Genomic DNA, 20,123 nt, shown 5'->3' with positions numbered 1-20,123 from the left:
CGCGACACAAGTTACGTTTGCCGGGAGCGAGTCACTCCACGGTCACGTCCCGCGATGACCGTGAGCACCCGCTCGCATACCTTCCAGTACCGCCGAGTACCGGCGACTACCTTCGACAACGCGAGGACCGACCATGAGCAACGCCGGGATACTCGGCCCACCGAGGCTGTTGCGCGCCGCCCCACCACACGAGTCCGATGCGGCTCACTACGCTCCCCGCAGGGCGCTGCAGCCGGCGGCGTCGTAGGCATGGAGCCGGCAGCGAATGCGGGAACCGGTCATGGTCGTCCGGCACCGTTTAGTGCCTACACCACTCCCAAGTTGTGGAATGACCCACACATCTCGTCGCAGATGCTGGCACTTCACTTGGCCGCAGATGAAACTGCGGCCTCGCGTCCTCATCGATTCATCGAAGCATCAACGAGCTGGATCGCTGCTGAATTCGGTCTTGGTCGAGCCTCACGTGTGCTGGATCTGGGGTGTGGCCCTGGTTTGTATGCCAACCAATTGGCCAGTAGGGGAACGCAGGTAGTTGGGATCGATGTCTCGGCCCGGTCAGTTCGCCATGCTCGGCTGACCGCTCAGCGCGACGCACTGCCGGCGGAATTCCGCGAAGGCAATTACTTGGTGGACGAACTCGGCGGTGGCTACGACTTAGCCTGCTTGATCTATGAAGACTACTGCGCACTGAGCCCGTCGCAGCGGACCGGCCTCATGGTGAGGGTGAGAAAGGCCCTGAACCAGGGAGGGGCGGTGCTCTTTGACGTCACCGCGGCCCGGCGATTCGACGCTTTTCGCGATGGGTCGGTGACGGAACGGAACTTGATGGGTGGTTTCTGGTCCGATCGGCCGTATATCGGAACCTGCGAGACCTGGACCTATCCAGAGCTTCGGTTGGCATTGGAACGCTACACGATTCGCACAGATGCGGGGCTGACCAGGCAGTACTGGAACTGGACTCACTGCCTGACCCGCGACGATGTGCTCAAGGAGCTTCAGAGCGTGCCTTTCGACGAGATCAGATTCTTCGGCGACCTGGCGGGTGCCGAATACGACAGTTCTGCTACCACTTTCGCCGCGACCGCCGTGCGCAGCTGATGCTCGATCGACGCCCGTCGGGCGCGCGTCCAGCAGAACGACATGAACGATCACGGGAGGCTGCTTACTCAGGACCGCGTCCGGCATCGGCTGCGTCTGATCGCTGGACTGGCAAGTCTTCTGGTCCGTCCGTAGAATGTCAACCATCTGTGACAATCGAGGCGGTGGTCATCATCGCAAAGCCGGCCAGTCGGTAATCGGGGCACTCAAGGTGGCTCTGGTAGTTACCCCGCTGGTCGCGGGCGCCGTCGTAGGCTGCGCGTCTGGCGCCGCGCCCACCGCCCAGGCGCCGCCATCTCCTTCGGAGTGCGGATGGAACCTCGAACTGTCAGAACACACGCTCGATGACATCAACGTCGCCGCGCCCGATACGGCTGCGGCCTACTGGGTGCTGCGCTACCGGGTGAAGCCCTCGCTGAACATCACCGTCGAAGGCAATTTCCCCGACGCTCGATACATCTCGTTCAACACCTACGACTGGCGTTTCCGTAGCTTCACTGCCAATGACGTCGCCTCGTCGATCGCCGACTACCAGATCGCGCCGGACCCGGGGGCCGCAAACCCGTGGCGGCAGCCCGCCGCAGCAGGGGGGTCCTACACCGTCAAGATTCGTCCCAACCCGAACCCGAGCGAGGTCAATACACTTCCCCTGGCGCCACCCGAGACCGAAGACGAGCGTGATGGGTTCCTCATCTTTCGCGTTTATCGTCCTGGCGGCGACCCAGCCACCGTCGAACTACCCAAGGTCAGCCTCGCATCGGCAAGTGAAACCCAAACATTCGCGGCCTGCACCAAGCAAGACCCGAATTTCGGAGCAGCCCTGCGGCGCAGCCCCCGCGCCGGCCAGCCGCTACCGAGTCGTGAACCTGTCACCGGCTTCGCTCGGATCAACGCCGGCGGCATATCGGCATTCGCCAACGTGGACAACGCCTACCTCAAGTACTTCCTTAACCCGCCGCCGCCTGATCACGTTCTCGTGGTGCGCGGCAAAGCCCCGACCCATCCTGCCGACGACAACCCGACGCCGTGGCCTCAACCGGGAATTGATGTGCGCTACTTCTCGCTGTGTACCTACCCCTCGATCTTCCCCGCGCCACTAACCCAAAACTCACTGCCCGACGGCACCGTTGACTATGGGTGCCGGACCGACCAAGAAACCAAACTCGACGCTGCCGGCTACTACACCTACGTCGTCGGTACTGAGTCACAACACCACCAAGTCGACGCCGTGCCCGACGCCACCTTCGTCCCGCTGTCGGCCGACCACCCCGGCGACCACTTCCTGCTATTCCGAAACCTTTTACGCGACGATGACTTCGGTCCGGCGATCCACAATGTTCCGCCGAATTCCACACCGGAACAGTCGGCAGCAATCATGGGCGACTACTACCCACGTATCAAGGTTTGCGCTTTGGATCTCTTGGCAGCTCGAGGAATCTTCGGATGTCCTGTGTAGGCGTCGCGGGCTAGGGCTATGCGGGTCAGGTAGTGCCGGGAGCACACTTCGTGATCTGAATGGCGCTCAAGCGCCGCGTCCCGCCGCAGCCTCCGCGGCGCGGGTCAGGCCCGCGAGACCGATAAGGTCTTCGTGCAGTTCGAACCATAAGGTGTGGTAGCTATCGACGATCGGGCGGGAGACGAAGCTATGGTCACCCGCGGCGACGGCGTCGGCGGCATTCGCCAGCCGTGACTTGTAGTGCCCCAAACGTGGCGCCACTGTGCCGATCCGGTCGAGGAGCGGAAGCACTTGCTGGTGCAAAGTGAGCAGACGTTCGAACACGGCGCGGTCGTACTCTCCGTCGCTGTGATCGTTGGGCTCGGCAGAGCCGCGAAGCTGCCAGTCGGTGATAATCGCCTTCAACTCACCGTTGTGCTCGGTAAAGGTCCCATAGATCTCTTTCACTATCGAGGCGTCAATGCTTTGCCGCTCAGCAGCAACGAGTTCCGTGCACCGCTCACGTCCGTGCGGGGTGATTCGATAACCCATCGGGGTCGACGCAACGAGCCGTGCCGCGACAAAGCCGTCCAGCGCCGCCTGAACCGTCGGACTATCGATGTCGAGACTGCTCGCAATCGCCTCGCGGGAGACTCGGCCTTTGAAGGTGAGCAGGCGCAGAATGGTCAACTCGTCAGTCATCGTCACCATCCCTTGGTGTGATCTGGCTAGTACGAATCCTGTTGTTTGGCAACGATGTCAACCTTCCCTCTGGTGAGCACCGCGGCCGTGCCGGCGGCCCGGCCGTCGGATAGACCGACGGCCGAGGACCCGCCGACACGGCCACAGCCATCGCCTCCCGCGCGAAGCTAATCGGATTCGGCAAGCAAGGTGTAGATCTCGCGGCGGGCGTTCTTGAGGATAGCGATGATGCGTTGCTGTACGTCAGTGGTGGTCACGTATGCGGATTGCGCTACCGCACCGAACAATTGGGCCAACACCGTGCGCAAGTCGGACTGACCCGAGTCGACATCCTCGGCGAACTGCTCCCAAGGAGGCGTCTTGATCTTCTCAGCTGCGGCGCGGCCGTCGCTAGTCAGCTCGAAAAGTTTTGTACTTCCTTCACTTTCGGAGCTGTCAATTAATCCCTCGTCATCCAGTAGCTGCAGCGTCGGATACACCGAGCCAGGGCTTGGTCGCCACAAGTCCTGGGTGCGTTGGGCGATCTCCTGGATCATTTCATAGCCATGCATAGGGCCCTCGGCGAGCAGGGCCAGGATGGCGGCGCGGACATCACCGGGGCGGACACGGCGGCCGCGGCCAGGCCCACGCCGGCGACCACGGGCGCCGCCGCGGCCGAGGCCGAAATCGAAACCGAAATCGGGGCTGGGCCCGAAACCGAAACCAGTGCCCGGCCCGAAGTCAAAATCCGATTCCGCGACCAGCCTCCCTGGCCCGTGTCCGGGACCGTGTTCGTGAGGTGGTGGCGGGTGTCCAGGCCCGCGCTTGTGCGGCGGCGGCAGGTGGCCCGGCGCCTTCTTCCCGGCTGCCTTCTTGCCAGGGGCCTTTTTGCCGGGCACTTTCTTGCCCGGGGCCTTCTTGCCGGGGGCTTTCTTAGCAGGGGCTTTCTTCGGGCCGGGGCCATCCCCGTGGGGCGGTCGCGGCTGGTGTCTGGGCCCAGGGGCAAGCCTGGGTTCGGGGCCGTCACCGAGGCCTTCATCGGGTCCGAATTCGTCCTCATCATCGTAATCGGATTCCAGCTCGGATTCGTCGTCGTAGAGCTCGACGGGACGATCGTCCTCATAGCGGTCATCGTCCGCATAGTCGTCATCGTCCTCATAGTCGTCATCCTGCTCATAGTCGTCGCGGTCGTCACCGTGCTGACCAGGGGCTACGTCAAGCTCAACGAGATCGTCGCTGCCGTTGACGAGCTCACCACCGGCAGGTCGGTCGATGATCGGCTCCACTGGGTCGTCCTTGTCCGCTTGCCCATGCGGGCGGCTCGCTACTTGTGATTCATTCACGATCGTCTCTCGCTTTCACCTGGATGGGCGGTGCACCCTTGTACGATACCGAAAGATATATCGGTCATTATCGTTAGCGCAAGGGGTGGGCGCAGATTTCTTGTCTTCCTCGCCACGCCGGTTGACCGGACTGGCGCGATCTGGCCGCGATCTAGCTGCGATTTGGCCGCGATTTGGGGAATCCACCGGTTTCTGGCATTGCGTAGCATCGCCGTCCTGCGGTGATCACACCCACGCCGCGTCAACACGTTGACTGCCATCGCCCGGTGCGCTCAGACCGCGTTGGTCGAAGCAACGTCGATGCGGAAGACCGGTCGCCGCGACTTCTCAGCGGGCCTGGCCCATGTGTCGATGTTTAGACTTGTCGACTGCGGCGGGCACAAGCGTTGGTGGCGAAAGGACGCTGCGGCATGGGTGACAAGGGAGCCAAACTCACACCTGCGGCAACACAGGAAGCCGATGCGCTCCTGGCCGACCTGGCACCGCTCAACGAGCCGCTGCACCACCGCAAGATGTTCGGCGGCTATGGCATCTTCGCCGACGACACCATGTTCGGACTCGTTGACTCGACAGGCAGACCGCATCTTAAAGTCGACGAGACTACCCAGCCGGAGTATGAAGCCGCGGGCGCCACCCGCCACGGCCGGATGCCCTACTGGTCAATCCCCTCGCAGGTCCGCGCCGACGAGGCCGCCCTGATTCAATGGGCACGCAGGGCTGTGTCCGCCGCGAGGCGCGCGCGCCAGTAGCGCTGCGGGGAAGCATCGCTGCCGTCAGCTGTTGCCGGAACCTCCACCGCGGCTGATGGTCGCCGCAATCGCCTTTGCGTCGATGCGCATCAGTCGCAGTTGCCCGCTCAGGTCGATCCGATAGCCGATGAAGAACAAGCCAGGCGACCGGGGATGGTCGCGCCCCCCGCTCACCATCGGACAGCCGTCGGCATCCAGAACACCCAGGTGACCGACCAAGTCCTGCAATCCACGTCGATACCCGGTCGCCGCAATCACCACATCGGGGCGGATACGTCCGCCGCCGGCCAAGATGACCTCGCTTCGGTCAAACCCGGTAACAGCTGCGACGATCTCGATACGCCCGGCACGGAGTTCGTCGATAAAGCCGTCGTCATAGGCGGGTGATTGGCGCCTGCGGACCATCGTCGTTGCGACGCCCATGGGCGACCGCGGAATCCCGTACTGGTCAAGGCGACCGAACAGGATTCTTTGCATCAACCACCCGACTTCGTCGCCGACCCGCGAAGGCAGCCGGTTCAACACGAGTCCCGGAAGATTGACGTTCACGCCCAAGAACTTGCGGGCTACTACGTTCGGCGGCGTCCGGCAGGCAACTCGGACCCGCTCGGCACCGCCTTTGGCCAACTGGTTGGCTAACTCGGAGCCGGTGACGTTCGGACCCACCACGAGAACGTCGCGACCACGGTACGGACCTGGGTTTCGATAGGCGCTGGAATGGATCAGCTTCCCGTCGTAGCTTTCGCGCCCAGGCCAGTCGGGGATGTACGGGTTGCGCTCGTGACCAGTCGCCACGATCACATGTGCCGCCTCAAACGCCTCGCCGTCGGTTTCTACCTGCCAGCCGCGCCGAGTTGCGGACAGCTTCTGCACGTCGACCCCGAACCGCACATCCAGCCGGTGGTACTGCGTGTAGTCCTCGAGGTAGCGCACCCAATTGTCGCGGCTCGGGTATTCCCCGTATTTGCGATGCCTCGCCCGATAACCCGGCAAGGTTGACATCCACGCCGGGGTGTTGAGCCGCAACCCGTCGTAGCGCGAGCGCCAGCTGGCCCCCACGCGATCGCTGCGCTCAAGCACCACCGCCTGCACGCCGGCGGCCCCTAATGTGGCCGCCGCGGCGAGCCCGGCAGCTCCTGCGCCGCAAACGATTGCCTCGGCCATGGCGACTGACGCTACTACTCCCAGCGCTCGATCGCGCCCCGCAGCCGATACGCCGTCGACCCTGGCCATCCGTCACGGGGAACGTGCTGTCGGGCACGCGGCGATCACACTCACCCCGGGCAGTGGTAATTGTCGGCACTCTGTCAGCGCCGTGGCGATTTCCGCAATCGCGGGAAGCGGCCATCGCGGGCCGAATTGACGTCGTCCCGGGCTAGCTTGGGGAAGTTCCGAACAGCAAGCGGAATCATCACGACGACGTCCCGCAGGGCTTGCCCGCCGGCGCGGCGCAGGATGCGCCAAATCACCGCAGGCGGGGCAAAGCGGGGCCCCGGTTGCAGTTGACTGGGATCGCCCCCCGCCATCGCTTGCTGCAAAGCTTTCTCAACGGCAGCGGGGTCGTTCCATACGCTGCGAAACACCACGATCCCGTTCGGGTCGATCACATAAACGGCGTTCGGCATGCTGCCGTAGGCGCGGTGAACTTGGCCGTCAAGGGTGTCGATGAGGATGCGCCGCCCTTCTCGATCCTCCTGGCGTAACACGTTCGCCGCTGCGGTCTTGTCAGCCTGGCTGCGATGTGGTCCCAGGTTCTCGCCGGGGTGAGCCTCGCGGATGTATAAGACCAAGAATGCGACATCGGGGAAACGGTAGGCCAGCGCGTTCATTGTCACTATGCCCTTGCCGAACATCGGGCAAGTGGCGCACCCAGTTTCTAGCACTACGAAGCGACCGCGCAAGTCAGACAACGCCACCTCGGCGCCGTCAATGTCGGCGACTCGAAAATCTGGTGCGCGGTCACCGATCTTGGGGCCACTGAACTCCTGGTTGAGCGGGTGTTCGCTCGGACGGAAACGTGCATAGTTGTATGCCAGCGTCACCTGCCCCGGTTGGCCGTTAGGTTGCGGGCCCGTTGATGCCGAACCAGATGTTGTCATCAGCGCTCCTCTGAACTTGCTTTGGCTCAAGGGACTTGGACCACCGCGGTCTGGGCCGTGGCACGGTGGCTGTCGCGTGCGGTGGGATGCTCACCGAAGCGGGAACCGGCCACCGCGGGCCGCCGCGCCCAGGGGCCGCCACAGTTTGCGGCTGGCCAACGCCATGTCCCACAACGCTTGCCGTCCGGCACGACGCAGGATGCGCCACATCACCGCGGGAGGCGCGGGCCGAAACCGTGGTTCCAGCTCACTGGGATCGGCACCGGCCACCATCTTGGTGAGAGCCTCCCCTACTGTCGTGGGGTCGTTCCACATGCTGCGAAACACCACGGTGCCATCCGCATCGATCAGGTGAACGGTGTTGGGCATGCTGCCATAGGCACGATGTACCTCGCCGTCGAGGGAGTCGATGAGGATCCGGCGGCCTTCCTGGTCTTGCCGGCGCAGCAAGGTCGCGGCGGCGATCTTGTCAGCCGGGCTGCGGTGCGGCCGAAGGTTACTGCCGGGGTGGGCCTCCCGGGTGTAGAGAACCAGGAACACTACGTCGGGAAACCGGTAGGCCAGCGCGTTCATCCTGGTGATGTGTTGCTCGAACATCGGGCAGCTCGCGCTACCAGTTTCCAGCACGACGACCTTGCCGCGGAAGTCGGACAACGCCACCTCAGTTCCATCGAGGTCGGTGGCACGGAAATCAGTTGCCAGATCACCAATTTTGGGCCCACCCAAGCCGTGAACCAGAATCTGCTCCCGCTGCTGCTCACTCGGGCGGAAGCGCGCATAGTTGTAGGCCAGTGCCACGTCCCGGGCCGGGGAATCCGTGCCGCCGCGCGCGAACATGCCCGGCGCCCCTGAATCAGATGTGGTCACTACCGCTCCTCACGCTGTGTTTCAAGATCCGAATGCCCAAGACCGGGGTAACTTACAGATGCCGCAGCCAGTTTCTCGATCAGTCGATGCGGGCTGCGTGCACGCTCCAAAATGGCAAATGAACCACATGGTCTTGCAGCAGCGGTGCCAGAACTTGGAGTTGATCCTGCACGGGTTTCATTCCCGCCATGAACTTCGTGTCACTGCTCAACTCGGCCATCGCGGCGAACATCTCGGGGCTTAAACGGGCTTGATACGTGGTGGTCCCCAGATACGCGATACGCCAGCCAGATGCGGGCAGGACCCGCTCGAAGTTTTCCGCCGCCAGGCCCGGCAGTCCCGACCACTGGAGGCCGTTAACATTTTGGCAGCCGAACTCGAAGAGATAAAGCCGCGCACCGGGTTTGGTGGCTCGATGGAGCGCCTGCGCATATCGTTTCTGGGTGTCTTCGTCCTCTTGAAAGACGTGGTAGAAGCCGCAGTCGACCACGGTGTCGAATCGATTCTCCAGCCCGTCCAACGTAGTTGCGTCGGCTACCTGGAAGTCCACGCTAACCCCGGCAGTCTCGGCGGTGCGCCGGGCCCGCTCGATCGCAGCCGGCGAGGCGTCGATACCCGTGGCCGAGTAGCCCTTTGACGCGTAGTAGATCGCGTGGTGGCCCGGCCCAGTCCCCGGGTCGAGCACTTCGCCGCGCACCGCGCCGTGGGCAACCAGCTCCTGCACCACCGGCTGCGGACCGCCAATGTCCCATGGCGCCAATGTTGCTATTCCGGGCTCGGACCCGCCCCGGTAGATGGCATCAAAGTCTGGTTGTACCGCACTGGACATCGTTCACACTCCTCGTCTCCGTCCACCTGTGGGACATCTGGCAATAACGAGATAGTACGGTACGGTACCGTACTATCGCAAGTGTTCTAAGGTAGAGGTTGTGACCCAGACCGCCTCGGATCGTCCTGCCGAGCCCACGGCATCGTCGCCGCGGTCGGAGCGCGAGGCCGAGCTACTTGCAGTGACGTTGCGTCTGCTGCAAGAACACGGATATGACCGATTGACGGTAGATGCGGTCGCCGCCACCGCACGGGCGAGCAAGGCGACGGTGTATCGGCGCTGGCCTTCGAAAGCCGAGTTGGTGCTCGCGGCGGTGACCGACGGCATCCGCCAAGTAGCGATCGCCCCTGACACCGGCTCGCTGCGCGAAGATCTCCTGCGTCTGGGGTTCGCGATTTGTCAACAGGCGCGCCGACACGCCAGCACCATGGCGGCCGTTCTGACCGAGATTGCGCGCAATCCCGCTATTGGCGACGCCCTTCAGCAAGCGTTCGTGGACCAACGTAAAGCGCTGATCCACCGCGTCCTTCAGAAAGGAGTCGAGCGGGGCGAGATCGAGGCGGAAGCGATCAGCGACGAACTTTGGGACCTGCTGCCCAATTACATCGTGTGTCGCGCCCTGATTCCTGGTCGGCCCCCGACCGATGCCACCGTCCAAGCCCTCGTTGATGACGTCCTGATGCCCAGTCTCACCCAATCGCGCCACAGAGGTAGCTAACGCGGTGAGGGGGTGGGCGTGGTCGGACTGGCCCGCTTGCGACCCGCGTTGTCCAAACTCGCATCAGCGCAATCCGGCTGCGGGGCAGTGCATGTGGCGCGCACCGATCCACGCATTGTCACACCCACAAGACCGTTCTCGCGGACTTCCTTCCCGTTGGCGCCGCCAACCAACTGGACAAGATCCTCTCCCCCGAGCCAATTTGATCGGACTATTCCGACTAGTGCTATTGGTGTATGATTGCACCGTGAGGTCAATTTCCAGCACGGAAGCGAAGACGCGCCTGAATGCTTTGTTGGCCGAAGTGGAACGAACAGGCGCGTCGCTCACGATCACCAACCACGGCCGGCCAGTTGCGGTGCTGTCACCGGCCCGGGCCGCGCCACGCAGCTTTGGGCAGTTCCCCAACCTGGTTGTGCCAAACACATTTGACGATCCGCTACCCGCCGACGAGCTGGCCGCTTGGGAACCGGCCTCATGACCGCAATCTTGCTGGACACAAATGTGCTCTTGTGGCTGGTCTCAACACCGGACAAAATCGCCACCTCCGCACTCGACACTCTTGCCGACCAAACCAACGAACTAGCCGTGTCCGCAGCTTCAGCCTGGGAGGTGGCAATCAAGACGCGGATCGGACGCCTCGACGGCGCGCCGCTCCTGTCTGCCTGGGATGAAACGCTGGCGAGCATGAACGCCGCAGATCTGGGGATCGACTCAGCCGATGCGCTGCTGGCCGGTCAGCTCAACTGGAACCACAAAGACCCATTCGACCGCATGATCGTCGCTCAAGCGGCCCGCCGCGGTTTAACCATCGCGACCAGTGACGACCGCGTCACCACCGGCGCTCTCACCGCAGTAATCAAGATCCGATAAGCGCGCGGAAGAGAAGCGCGGAAGAGAAGGACGTGAGTCGCCCCCGATTCCGGCGACTCCCAGGCCTCGGCGCCCCCTTGCCCACCCGCTCGTGTGGTCGATCGCGCACGCAACAGCCGCAGAGAAAGGCGGCCGCATCCAGTGACCAGTCCAGAAAGTGCTGCGAGCGGCGCTTGCGATTCGGGGTCAGAAGTTTCCCGCCGAGATGTCCTTGAGCATGTCAATGTCGAGGGCCTGGTTGGCGACCAGCTTCTTGAGCCGGGCGGCTGCGGCCTCGAGTTCTTTGGGCCGCTTGGCGTCGTTGGCCTTCATGCCGCCTTACTGGGCCACCCAGCGATGCCACGTCGACTCGGCGATCTCCAGGTGCCGGCACACCTCATTGAGCTCTTGGCCGGATGCGAGGAGCTTGTTGCCTTCGGCGAGCTTGCGGATGATCTGATCCGGCGTGTGCCGCCAGCGCTTGTTCGAGTCGCACAAAGACTGGACCACTACAGCGGGCCCACGTGAGCGGCGATGGCTTAGTAGTCACCTAGATCGTCAGCCCCGAGAACATGACCTGGCCCGGATCATACTTGCGTCGCACGGCACTGAGCTGGGATAGATTCGGGCCGAAGTACCGCGACGGCGGCTGGTTCACCTCGAGATAGTTGACATAGCCGCCCACCGAATGCGCTCCCACCGCGCGGTGCGCCGTGGTGAGCCAGCCGGTCGCCGTTGACGGCGAACCGGATGTTTCGACATACCACTGAACCAGCGCAGACTGCCGGCGCCACGGAAACGCCGAGGCCCCCGGTGCCACACTCGCGAGTGCGCCGTCGAGTGCATGCATGATTACCAACGCGCGACCCGCGCCGCGAGGAAAGGCATCGACGGCCGAGGCGATTCCCGCGGCGGTGGCCTCGTCGATGGTGGGCAACACATCGGATCCCCCGACATATCCCAGCGGTGCTGGGTTGAGGTTCCCGGCGGCCAGATACCGCACCAGGTCCATGTAGTTGAATGTGCGGTTCTCAGTCCCGATCGGTTGCACTCCCACTGCGGAACTGATCGCACCGGCAACGCTGCTACCCGATCCAGCCGGGCAGGTCGCCAGGATCCGACAATGGGTACCCATTGGATCAACGGTGCTGTCGGCCAGTGCCCAGCTGTTTCGGTCGGCGGTACGCAGCCACTTCTGCCAACCAACAAGGACCTGCGCGAAGGACTGGGGCGGGAAATTGAGGTTCACGACGTCGAGGTCGGTGATCGGGAACGTGGCAAACGTCAGCGCCGTTGTCACGCCGAAGTTGCCGCCACCGCCGCCGCGTAACGCCCACAGCAGATCGGGGTGACTGCCCGCGGACGCGGTAACCGCCTTACCACTCGGCAGCACGACCGACGCCGAGGTCAACGCGTCGCAGAGCAAGCCGGCATGCCGGGAATTGGCGCCCAGACCACCCCCCAGAGCGTGGCCCGCAGTCCCGACCGTCGGGCAGGTACCCGTCGGGATACCCCGGCCGGCCGCGGCCAGTGCCTCGTGCAGCGCATACAAACCCGTCGCCGGTGTTACCGTGACCCGGTTGCTGGCCTCGTCATACCGAATTCCGCCGGCCAGCTGACGCAGGTCAAGCACCATGGTTCCGTTCGCCGTGGACGCACCCACATAGGAGTGCCCACCGCTGCGTGGAGCGACTTTCAGGTTGTGCGCGGCCGCGAACGCCATTGCTCTTTGTACGTCCGCCTGGGACGTCGCGGTAACGATCACCGCCGGCGTCGAGCCGTTGTAGTTGGTGTTGAAAACCTGTTTGGCCGTTGCGAATTGGGGACCGTCGTCGGGTCGTAACACTTGCCCACCGATAGCGGCCGAAAGACCTTCCCAGCCAGGAGTATTCGGATCCGCCGCGGCCCGGACCGAGCCGAAAACCGTTCCGGCGGCCAGAGCTCCGGCGGCACCGCGCAGAAGTGTCTGACGTGAGATATCAGGCGCCGTCCTCGGGTTCCCGCCCCCCACCGGTCGCGCGCCCGGCGCAGCCGGGCGCTGCGGGCCGGCACCATCGCGCGAAAGCGTCATGTCGGCATTGTCAACCACGCGACGACAAAAAACGCGGTGACGCATGACGTGTCGCGTGAGAACTGACATGCCAACCCATCAGAGAACAAGCCGGTCGGGCGCTCGGCGAGTTCGTCGGTGGCCTGAGCTAGCCTGACACCGTGGCGCAGGTTCCACGGACGCATTACACCCAGTGCGGCGGCATGGACATCGCTTACCAGGTGTTTGGTGATGGCCCAATCGATCTGCTGGTGCTGGCGGGCCCATCGATCCCGATCGATTCAGTCGACGCCGAGCCGTCGATGTACCACTTCCATCGACGGCTCGCGTCTTTCAGCCGGGTAATCCGGCTCGATCACCGCGGAATCGGCATGTCGTCACGCGCCCCTTCCACCGACGTGCTTGGGCCGACATTCTGGGCCGAAGACGTGATCGCGGTGATGGATGCGGTGGGATGCGAGCAGGCCACGATCTTCGCGCCGGTTTTCACCGCGATGACGGGCCTGGTCCTGGCCGCCGACTACCCAGCCCGGGTGCGCAGCCTGGTGATTGTCAACGGCATGGCACGGATGCTGTGGGCACCCGACTATCCGGCGGGCGCCGAGATCAGCTCGACCAGTCCGTTCACCACGGAGGCGATCGAGCCGGATGCACTCGAACGGGGATTCGACACACTCAAGATCATTGCCCCAAGCGTCGCCGCCGACGACGCATTTCGTACCTGGTGGGATCTCGCGGGCAACCGCGCGATGTCGCCGAGCGTAGCCCGGGCGGTCAACACGATCGTGGGACGGGCCGATGTGCGCGACCGGCTCGCCAGCGTCATCGCGCCGACGTTGGTCCTGCATCGCGACAGCTCGACTTTCCTGCCGGTCGGACATGGTCGTTACCTCGCTGAGCACATCGCGGGATCGCGCTACCTCGAGCTGCCGGGGGCAGACACGCTGTACTGGGCGGGCGACACCGCTACGTTGCTCAACGAGATCGAGGAGTTCATTACCGGGGTACGTGGCGGGTTCGAGGCCGAGCGGGTGCTGACTACGATCGCGTTCACCGATATCGTCGGCTCCACCGAGCGCGCTGCGGCGCTCGGCGATCACCGGTGGCGCGACCTTCTCGACAACCACGACAGCATCGTCCGCCACGAACTGGAACGGTTCCGCGGTCGCGAAGTCAACACCGCCGGCGACGGGTTCGTTGCCACCTTCACCAGCCCCAGCGTCGCGATTGACTGTGCGAACGCCATCCTCGACGCGGTCCGCCCCCTTGGCATCGAGGTGCGCGTGGGCATCCACGCCGGCGAGGTCGAGATGCGCGGAGCCGATGTCGCCGGCATGGCGGTGCACATCTGCGCGCGCGTGGCGGCGCTGGCAAAACCGAGTGAGGTGTTGGTGTCCTCGACGGTCCGCGAGATCGTTAGCGGATCGCAGCGTACGTTCGCCGAGGCCGGCGAGCACGAGCTCAAAGGTGTGCCCGGTCGCTGGCGCCTTCACACGGTTGTGGCCGAGCCGGCCTCGCGTACGGCTCCACTCCCGCGGTAGCGGAGCGGCGCGGTCGACCACTTATACCTGGTCGGGCGCATGAGGGTGCGCAGTGTCGGTGGTCGTAAAACAATGGCGCCATGTCCGATTTCTGGGATGCGGTACTGCGGTGGTCGTGGTCGCTGCGCAAACAGGTTCCCGAGGCGCTGCCGGGCGGCGGCAGTCGCGGCGACGCCGACGTCGCGGCAATGCTTCGGGAAATCGGTATCGCGCTGCTCGAGGTGGAACAACCCACCCAGGTCGTCGCCGCGCGGCTGGTGCGGATCGCCGCGAACTACACCGACGAGCCCGTGCGGGTGATGACGTTACCGACCGGGCTGGTGGTGCAGGTCGGCAATATCGGCTACGAGGTGGAGGTATCCAGCGCCTACACGCTGCAGCTCGACCTCGCAGGACGCATCGATGACATCACTGATCTCGCCGAGTTCGGTGCGATTACCCCCGCCGACGCTGTCGAGGCAATCGCCGTGGCCCGGAAGATGCGTCCTCGTTTCGGTGTGGTGACGACAGTCGTGGGCTACGGCCTTACAACCGTCGGCTTCGGCATGGTGATCAACCCGACCTGGGCGGCGTTGCCCGGCTACCTTTTCCTCGGCTTGGTGGTCGGCGCGATCACCATGCTCGGTCGACCATTCCCGTCGCTGAACCCGGTGCTGCCGACGCTGTCGGCATTCGTTGTCACCATCTTGGCGACGTGGTTCGTTGCCGAAGTCGCCAACGATGGCTTGTTACGCGTGATCACCCCCGCGCTCGTGGCCGTGCTGCCTGGGATGGCATTGACAATCGGTGCCATGGAGCTGGCGAGTTCGGAGATCCTCGCGGGCGCCAGTCGGCTGGTGTACGGGCTTACCCAACTGGCACTTCTGGCGTTCGGAGTGGCGCTGGGCATCCACATCGCGGGTAGGTTGCCACCCCAACCGCCGTCGCCGGCGATGGGCCCGTGGGCGCTCTACGCGGCCATTGTGGTGATCGCCGTCGGGCTCTACATCTATTTGTCCGCACCCCGCAGCTCACTGCCCTGGCTGGTTGCGGCGGTCGGCGTCGCGCTCATCGGCCAGCAACTCGGCGCACTAGCCGTAGCGGCGCCCTATGCCGGTGCCGTCGGCGCAATGCTCGTTGTGCCCTTCGCCGAGCTGGCGTCACGTATCCGCACATCGCCGTCGGCGATCGTGATAATTCTTGCTGGCTTCTGGTCATTGGTTCCCGGGGCGTTGAGCTTCATGTCGCTCGGTGGGGCCGCCACCGGTCACGCGCCGAACGTCGAGACACTGGGACTAAGCGTCCATGCGGTCCTGTCCATCGCACTCGGAACGCTGGTCGGCTTCAGTGTTTTCCACACGTTCAGGGGCAACGGGCATCGAAGACACCGTTAGCGGCGAACCGTCTCGCCGAACATTGGTGACTGGCCGGGTCAGTCGATCACGCGGTCGGTACCGTCAGCGGCGCTGGCCTTGGGTGTGGCGACGGTAGCACCCCGCGGTTTATAGCGAGACCGATCGATCTCATGACACGGTCGAAGACCGTCGCGTAAGCCCTCCCGTTATTAGCGATCTCGGTCAACCCATCGCGGTCGAGGTAGGCCTGGAGTCGGCGGTCCAGCGGCCATTGCACATACGACGGGGTGGCGTAGTCGGAGCACAGGAATTGCCACGCGATAGCGTCGAGATCAATCTCTCGATCGGCTTGCGGCGCACTGCGTGGTTTGGTCGGTGCGGTCACGGTTCCCCCACGATGGTCACGTTCCACAGCCGCCGTAGGTGTACAGGGCCGGTCCAATCAGTGATATCAAGCGATTTTGACGTGGCGCTGGCCGTCGGCTGTCAGTTGGGTGTGAGCGCCTCGGCGCCAGTTGTGCCCGACGAGGCCGGCCTCACGGTTGGCCGGACCGGGCAGCTTCGGGCCGACCCGGCGGCATGATGGCGGCGGCGACGCCGGCCGATCACTGAAACCGTTGGTGTGCAAGAGAATTAACTGCTTAGGACCCGCGCGGCAAGGTGTTGCGGCGTGGCCTCACGGGTCGCTGAGTCGGCCGCATGCTACACCTCTGGGGAGAGATCGGACGCGACCCGCGGCAGGCGCCCCTGCACGCTTTCGGCCAGCCACCGCGCCGGGCCGAGATCATCGGCGACGTCCAAACCGCCTATCGCCGCCATGTCGTCAATTCTAAAGCGGCGCAGTGGCAGACAAGTCGCGGTGACTCTAGCTCTTGTGTGAGCAAAGGCAGGTACTGACTGGTTTGCGTGCCTGGTTCATCGCAGTCCGGTGCACAGCGGTCTTGAGATGCCGATTTCCGTTGCTCAACAGTGTTTGATGCATGACCAATACGAGCACCCCGAGGTGTGGTCCAGTCTGAGGCGATTTCTGGGTCGTGTGGCGTTCCCGGTCTTCGTGCCGGCAAATACCCGACATGCTCGGTGACGAGTCATCGTGCGATTACGCGACTCGCCGCACGCCAACGCGGTGTCTTCGCCTTTTTGACCAGCAGCCGGTCAACTCTCAGCACGGCGAGGACGACTGCTCGCGTCATGCCACCTCCCGCCCACAAGAGGGCTGAATGACTCCCACAAATCTTGGGCCAATACCACCGGGGCCAGCCACGGGCAGAAGCCGAACCACCTAACCAGCCAACGGCGACGCAATACGTTTCGAAATGACAATCGCATCAATCGTGTGAGTACGACGGTCGTTCACTGCTGCTGCAAACTACTCAGGAGCCGCCCCGTGTCGTTTGTATCGATAACCCCCGACCTGCTCGCCGCCTCGATCGGGGATTTGGCGAGTATTGGCTCGACCCTGGAAGCCGCGAACTCCGCGGCGGCCGCGGCCACCACCGAGGTATTGGCCGCCGGTGCCGATGAGGTCTCGGCGCGTATCGCGGCCATGTTCGGCATGTACGGCCAGGAGTACCAGGCGATCAGCGCCCAAGTCGCCGCCTATCACGAACAGTTCCTGCAGACGCTGCAGGGCGGCGCGGCGTCGTATGCGGCCGCGGAGGCCACCAACGTCGAGCAGACCCTGCTCAACCTGATCAACGGCCCCACCCTGGCCTTGTTGGGCCGCCCCCTGATCGGCGATGGCGCGAATGCGACCACTCCAGGTGGCGCCGGTGGTGATGGTGGGCTGCTGTTAGGTAGCGGCGGCAGCGGCGCCGCCGGGGCACCGGGGCAGGCCGGCGGGGCCGGCGGGTCGGCCGGGTTGTTGGGCAACGGCGGCAACGGCGGTGCGGGCGGTATCGGCGCTAACGGTGGCGCCGGTGGCTCTGGTGGGTGGCTGTATGGCAGTGGCGGTAACGGCGGGTCCGGCGGGATCGGTGGCGGCACCGGTGGTGCGGGCGGACGTGCCTGGCTAATCGGTAACGGCGGTATCGGTGGCGCCGGGGGCACCGGGGGTGCCGGCGGTGGCACCGGTGGTGCGGGCGGGCACAGTGGCGTGTTCTTCGGCAGTGGTGGTGCTGGCGGGGCCGGCGGCTCTGGTCAGACCGGTGGGGCCGGCGGGAACGCGGGGTTGTGGGGCCGTGGCGGGGACGGCGGCGCCGGTGGCGACGGCGGCCGGTTCGTCGGCGGCGCCGGCGGCCGCGGAGGCGTGGTGTTCGGCGATGGCGGCGCCGGTGGCTTCGGCGGCGGTGACGGCGGTAACGGCGGCTGGGTGTTCGGCGATGGCGGCGCCGGTGGCTTCGGCGGTGGTTTTGGTGGCGGTGACGGCGGTAACGGCGGGTGGCTGTTCGGCGATGGCGGTGCGGGCGGTAGCGGTCGGGGGGCCGGCGGCGTCGGCGGTGATAGTGGATTGATCTTCGGCAGCGGTGGCGCTGGCGGGGCCGGCGGCTCCGGGCAGGCCGGTGGGGCCGGTGGCAACGCGGGGTTGTGGGGCCGTGGCGGTGACGGCGGCGCCGGTGGTGACAGTGGTGGGTTCGCCGGTGGCGCTGGTGGGCGTGGGGGCCTGGTGTTCGGCGATGGCGGCATCGGCGGTGTCGGCGGTGGTGACGGTGGTAGCGGTGGCTTGTTGTTCGGCAATGGTGGTGCCGGTGGCGCCGGCGGGTCCGGTGGCTCCGGCGGCGGCGACGGGGGTAATAGCGGGTGGTTGTTCGGTGATGGTGGCGTGGGCGGATTCGGCGGCACTGATGGTGGGGCCGGTGGGGCGGGCGGCACCGGCGGTCTGTTGATCGGTGATGGCGGTGCCGGCGGATTTGGCGGTATCGGTGGTGGGTCTGGCGGTGCGGGCGGCAACAGCGGTCTGTTCATCGGTGCTGGCGGTCACGGCGGCGCCGGTGGTATTGGCGGCGGGACTGGCGGTAGCGGGGGCCAGGCCGCGCAGCTGTTCGGTTCTGGCGGCACCGGTGGGGCCGGCGGGATCGGCGATGCCGGTATCGCCGGCGGCGATGGTGGTCACGGCGGCAATCCGGGGTGGCTGTTCGGCGTCGGTGGTGCCGGTGGCGCCGGGGGTGCCGGAGGCATGGCAGCCACGACCGGCAGCGTCGGCGGTGACGGCGGTTCCGGAGGCGCCGGCGCGCGCGGCGGGTTATTCATGCGTGGTGGTGACGGCGGGGCCGGCGGGGCCGGGGGTGCGGGCAAGGCCGGTGCCGACGGCGTCGGCGACGGCGCCGCCGGTGGTGACGGTGGCGCCGGCGGGCTCGGCGGTGATGGCGGGGCCGGGGGCCGCGCCGCGCTGCTGTTCGGACCCGGTGGAGCCGGTGGAGCCGGCGGGATCGGCGGCACCGGTGGGGCCGGGGGCGCCGGGGCTGAGGGCATCACCGGTGTCGGTGGTGACGGCGGTGACGGTGGTCTCGGTGGGGCGGCCGGCCAGGCCGGTGCCAGCGGCGCCCGCCATATCTTCAGCCAACCCGGCGATGCGGGTACTGCTGGTTTTGGTGGTGATGGCGGTGCCGGTGGCCATGGCGGTACCGGCGCCGGCGGCGCCGACGCCGCCGCTCCCGGCGCCACCGGCGATACCGGGTTCGCTGGTGGGTCCGGTGGTGACGGCGGCACCGGCGGCGGCACCGGTGCCTTCCAGGGTGCCGGTGGCGCCGGTGGGGATGGCGGCACCGGCGGCATCGGCGGTGCTGGTGGTGCGGGCACCGATAACAGCGCCACCCCGGGCACCACCGGTGGGGCCGGTGGTAAAGGCGGCGTCGGCGGCACCGGCGGCGACGCCGGCCAAGGCGGCACCGGCTGGGTGATGGGTGCTGACGGGTCCGCGGGTGATGGCGGTGTCGGCGGTGACGGTGGCACCGGCGGTGCTGGTGGTGCGGGCACCGTGGGCGCGGCCGATGGCGGTACCGGCGGCCAAGGCGCGGCCGGCGGCGACGGCGGTGCCGGGGGTGCCGGCGGCGCGACCGGTACCGGTGCCGGCGGCACCCAGGGTGCCGGCGGTGCGGGTGGCGACGGCGGCACCGGCGGTGCTGGTGGCCAAGGTGGTGCCGGGACCGATAACAGCGCCAACGACGGGACCGCGGGCGGGGCCGGCGGTGTCGGCGGCATCGGCGGCACCGGTGGGGCGGCCGGCACCGGTGGCGCCGGCTCCGCGGCGGGTGCTGACGGGTCCGCGGGTGATGGCGGTGTCGGCGGTATCGGTGGCACCGGCGGTGCTGGTGGTGCGGGCACCGTGGGCGCGGCCGATGGCGGTACCGGCGGCCAAGGCGCGGCCGGCGGCGACGGCGGTGCCGGGGGTGCCGGCGGCGCGACCGGTACCGGTGCCGGCGGCACCCAGGGTGCCGGCGGTGCGGGTGGCGACGGCGGCACCGGCGGTGCTGGTGGCCAAGGTGGTGCCGGGACCGATAACAGCGCCAACGACGGGACCGCGGGCGGGGCCGGCGGTGTCGGCGGCATCGGCGGCACCGGTGGGGCGGCCGGCACCGGTGGCGCCGG

General features: G+C 65.9%; 15 protein-coding genes and 2 pseudogenes. 9 read left to right on the top strand and 8 right to left on the bottom strand.

Features of this window, described 5'->3' with window-relative positions:
* The first annotated feature begins 54 nt into the window (after positions 1–54).
* Positions 55–1,098 (top strand): class I SAM-dependent methyltransferase, encoded by a 1,044-nt coding sequence (locus tag F6B93_RS00830; protein ID WP_211697219.1) that lies wholly within the window; start codon positions 55–57, stop codon positions 1,096–1,098.
* Between the two features lie 136 nt (positions 1,099–1,234).
* Positions 1,235–2,554 carry a hypothetical protein gene (locus F6B93_RS00825; protein ID WP_211697217.1) on the top strand — a complete coding sequence of 440 codons (1,320 nt, stop codon included), beginning with the start codon at positions 1,235–1,237 and terminating at the stop codon, positions 2,552–2,554.
* Positions 2,555–2,620: 66 nt separating this feature from the next.
* On the opposite strand, the gene F6B93_RS00820 is transcribed toward F6B93_RS00825, so the two are convergent.
* Together F6B93_RS00820 and F6B93_RS00815 are read right to left on the bottom strand one after the other, a co-directional pair.
* Positions 2,621–3,235, bottom strand: coding sequence for a hypothetical protein (locus tag F6B93_RS00820; RefSeq protein ID WP_211697215.1), 615 nt, complete (start codon positions 3,233–3,235; stop codon positions 2,621–2,623).
* 167 nt (positions 3,236–3,402) lie between these two features.
* Positions 3,403–4,056: a PadR family transcriptional regulator gene (locus F6B93_RS00815; RefSeq protein WP_425518578.1), complete on the bottom strand. Its 654-nt coding sequence runs from the start codon at positions 4,054–4,056 to the stop codon at positions 3,403–3,405.
* Between the two features lie 911 nt (positions 4,057–4,967).
* On the opposite strand from F6B93_RS00815, the gene F6B93_RS00810 reads away from it, so the two are divergent.
* Positions 4,968–5,306, top strand: a complete 339-nt coding sequence (locus F6B93_RS00810; protein ID WP_211697214.1) for a TfoX/Sxy family protein — start codon at positions 4,968–4,970, stop codon at positions 5,304–5,306.
* A 24-nt stretch (positions 5,307–5,330) separates the two neighbouring features.
* Here F6B93_RS00810 and F6B93_RS00805 read toward each other — a convergent pair whose 3' ends face one another.
* The 4 genes from F6B93_RS00805 to F6B93_RS00790 all read right to left on the bottom strand — a co-directional run bounded on the left by F6B93_RS00805 (position 5,331) and on the right by F6B93_RS00790 (position 9,101).
* Complete coding sequence (locus F6B93_RS00805) at positions 5,331–6,470, bottom strand: flavin-containing monooxygenase (RefSeq protein ID WP_211697212.1); 1,140 nt, start codon at positions 6,468–6,470, stop codon at positions 5,331–5,333.
* A 143-nt stretch (positions 6,471–6,613) separates the two neighbouring features.
* The gene (locus tag F6B93_RS00800; protein ID WP_211697211.1) at positions 6,614–7,405 is read right to left on the bottom strand and encodes a peroxiredoxin family protein; all 792 of its coding nucleotides are present in this window, start codon (positions 7,403–7,405) and stop codon (positions 6,614–6,616) included.
* Positions 7,406–7,495: 90 nt separating this feature from the next.
* A complete protein-coding gene (locus F6B93_RS00795) occupies positions 7,496–8,272 on the bottom strand; it encodes a peroxiredoxin family protein (RefSeq protein WP_211697210.1) in 777 nt (258 codons plus the stop codon).
* A 79-nt stretch (positions 8,273–8,351) separates the two neighbouring features.
* The gene (locus tag F6B93_RS00790) at positions 8,352–9,101 is read right to left on the bottom strand and encodes a class I SAM-dependent methyltransferase (RefSeq protein ID WP_211697208.1); all 750 of its coding nucleotides are present in this window, start codon (positions 9,099–9,101) and stop codon (positions 8,352–8,354) included.
* 100 nt (positions 9,102–9,201) lie between these two features.
* Here F6B93_RS00790 and F6B93_RS00785 point away from each other — a divergent pair, with 100 nt between their 5' ends.
* From F6B93_RS00785 to F6B93_RS00775, 3 genes are all read left to right on the top strand, one after another.
* Positions 9,202–9,819, top strand: coding sequence for a TetR/AcrR family transcriptional regulator (locus tag F6B93_RS00785; protein WP_211697207.1), 618 nt, complete (start codon positions 9,202–9,204; stop codon positions 9,817–9,819).
* A gap of 247 nt (positions 9,820–10,066) precedes the next feature.
* On the top strand, positions 10,067–10,300 hold the full coding sequence (locus tag F6B93_RS00780; RefSeq protein ID WP_211697205.1) for a type II toxin-antitoxin system Phd/YefM family antitoxin: 234 nt from the start codon (positions 10,067–10,069) through the stop codon (positions 10,298–10,300).
* A complete protein-coding gene (locus F6B93_RS00775) occupies positions 10,297–10,692 on the top strand; it encodes a type II toxin-antitoxin system VapC family toxin (RefSeq protein WP_211697204.1) in 396 nt (131 codons plus the stop codon). The genes F6B93_RS00780 and F6B93_RS00775 overlap by 4 nt, the downstream gene beginning before the upstream one ends.
* Positions 10,693–10,843: 151 nt before the next feature.
* Here the strand turns inward: F6B93_RS00775 and F6B93_RS00770 are convergent.
* Positions 10,844–11,169 (bottom strand): annotated as a pseudogene (locus tag F6B93_RS00770) (transposase); the annotation flags it as partial.
* Between the two features lie 52 nt (positions 11,170–11,221).
* A complete protein-coding gene (locus tag F6B93_RS00765) occupies positions 11,222–12,742 on the bottom strand; it encodes an FAD-binding oxidoreductase (RefSeq protein ID WP_211697203.1) in 1,521 nt (506 codons plus the stop codon).
* Positions 12,743–12,882: 140 nt separating this feature from the next.
* Between F6B93_RS00765 and F6B93_RS00760 the strand changes: the two genes are divergently transcribed.
* The 3 genes and pseudogenes from F6B93_RS00760 to F6B93_RS23665 form a co-directional block, all read left to right on the top strand.
* A complete protein-coding gene (locus tag F6B93_RS00760; RefSeq protein WP_246540952.1) occupies positions 12,883–14,262 on the top strand; it encodes an adenylate/guanylate cyclase domain-containing protein in 1,380 nt (459 codons plus the stop codon).
* Positions 14,263–14,342: 80 nt separating this feature from the next.
* Positions 14,343–15,635, top strand: coding sequence for a threonine/serine exporter family protein (locus F6B93_RS00755; RefSeq protein WP_211697202.1), 1,293 nt, complete (start codon positions 14,343–14,345; stop codon positions 15,633–15,635).
* Between the two features lie 1,348 nt (positions 15,636–16,983).
* Positions 16,984–20,028 (top strand): annotated as a pseudogene (locus F6B93_RS23665) (PE family protein); the annotation flags it as partial.
* Positions 20,029–20,123: the final 95 nt, after the last annotated feature.

The sequence above is a fragment of the Mycobacterium spongiae genome (assembly GCF_018278905.1).
In the GTDB taxonomy this organism is placed as follows: Bacteria; Actinomycetota; Actinomycetes; order Mycobacteriales; family Mycobacteriaceae; genus Mycobacterium; species Mycobacterium spongiae.
This window is presented reverse-complemented; position numbering and strand designations above follow the sequence as displayed.

What these genes read in the sequence shown, in the direction of transcription:
- F6B93_RS00830 (WP_211697219.1), top strand. Translation starts at nt 55, where the DNA reads ATGACCGTGAGCACCCGCTCGCATACCTTCCAGTACCGCCGAGTACCG.
- F6B93_RS00790 (WP_211697208.1), bottom strand. Translation starts at nt 9,101, where the DNA reads ATGTCCAGTGCGGTACAACCAGACTTTGATGCCATCTACCGGGGCGGG.
- F6B93_RS00820 (WP_211697215.1), bottom strand. Translation starts at nt 3,235, where the DNA reads ATGACTGACGAGTTGACCATTCTGCGCCTGCTCACCTTCAAAGGCCGA.
- F6B93_RS00825 (WP_211697217.1), top strand. Translation starts at nt 1,235, where the DNA reads ATGTCAACCATCTGTGACAATCGAGGCGGTGGTCATCATCGCAAAGCC.
- F6B93_RS00755 (WP_211697202.1), top strand. Translation starts at nt 14,343, where the DNA reads ATGTCCGATTTCTGGGATGCGGTACTGCGGTGGTCGTGGTCGCTGCGC.
- F6B93_RS00810 (WP_211697214.1), top strand. Translation starts at nt 4,968, where the DNA reads ATGGGTGACAAGGGAGCCAAACTCACACCTGCGGCAACACAGGAAGCC.
- F6B93_RS00775 (WP_211697204.1), top strand. Translation starts at nt 10,297, where the DNA reads ATGACCGCAATCTTGCTGGACACAAATGTGCTCTTGTGGCTGGTCTCA.
- F6B93_RS00800 (WP_211697211.1), bottom strand. Translation starts at nt 7,405, where the DNA reads ATGACAACATCTGGTTCGGCATCAACGGGCCCGCAACCTAACGGCCAA.
- F6B93_RS00765 (WP_211697203.1), bottom strand. Translation starts at nt 12,742, where the DNA reads ATGACGCTTTCGCGCGATGGTGCCGGCCCGCAGCGCCCGGCTGCGCCG.
- F6B93_RS00805 (WP_211697212.1), bottom strand. Translation starts at nt 6,470, where the DNA reads ATGGCCGAGGCAATCGTTTGCGGCGCAGGAGCTGCCGGGCTCGCCGCG.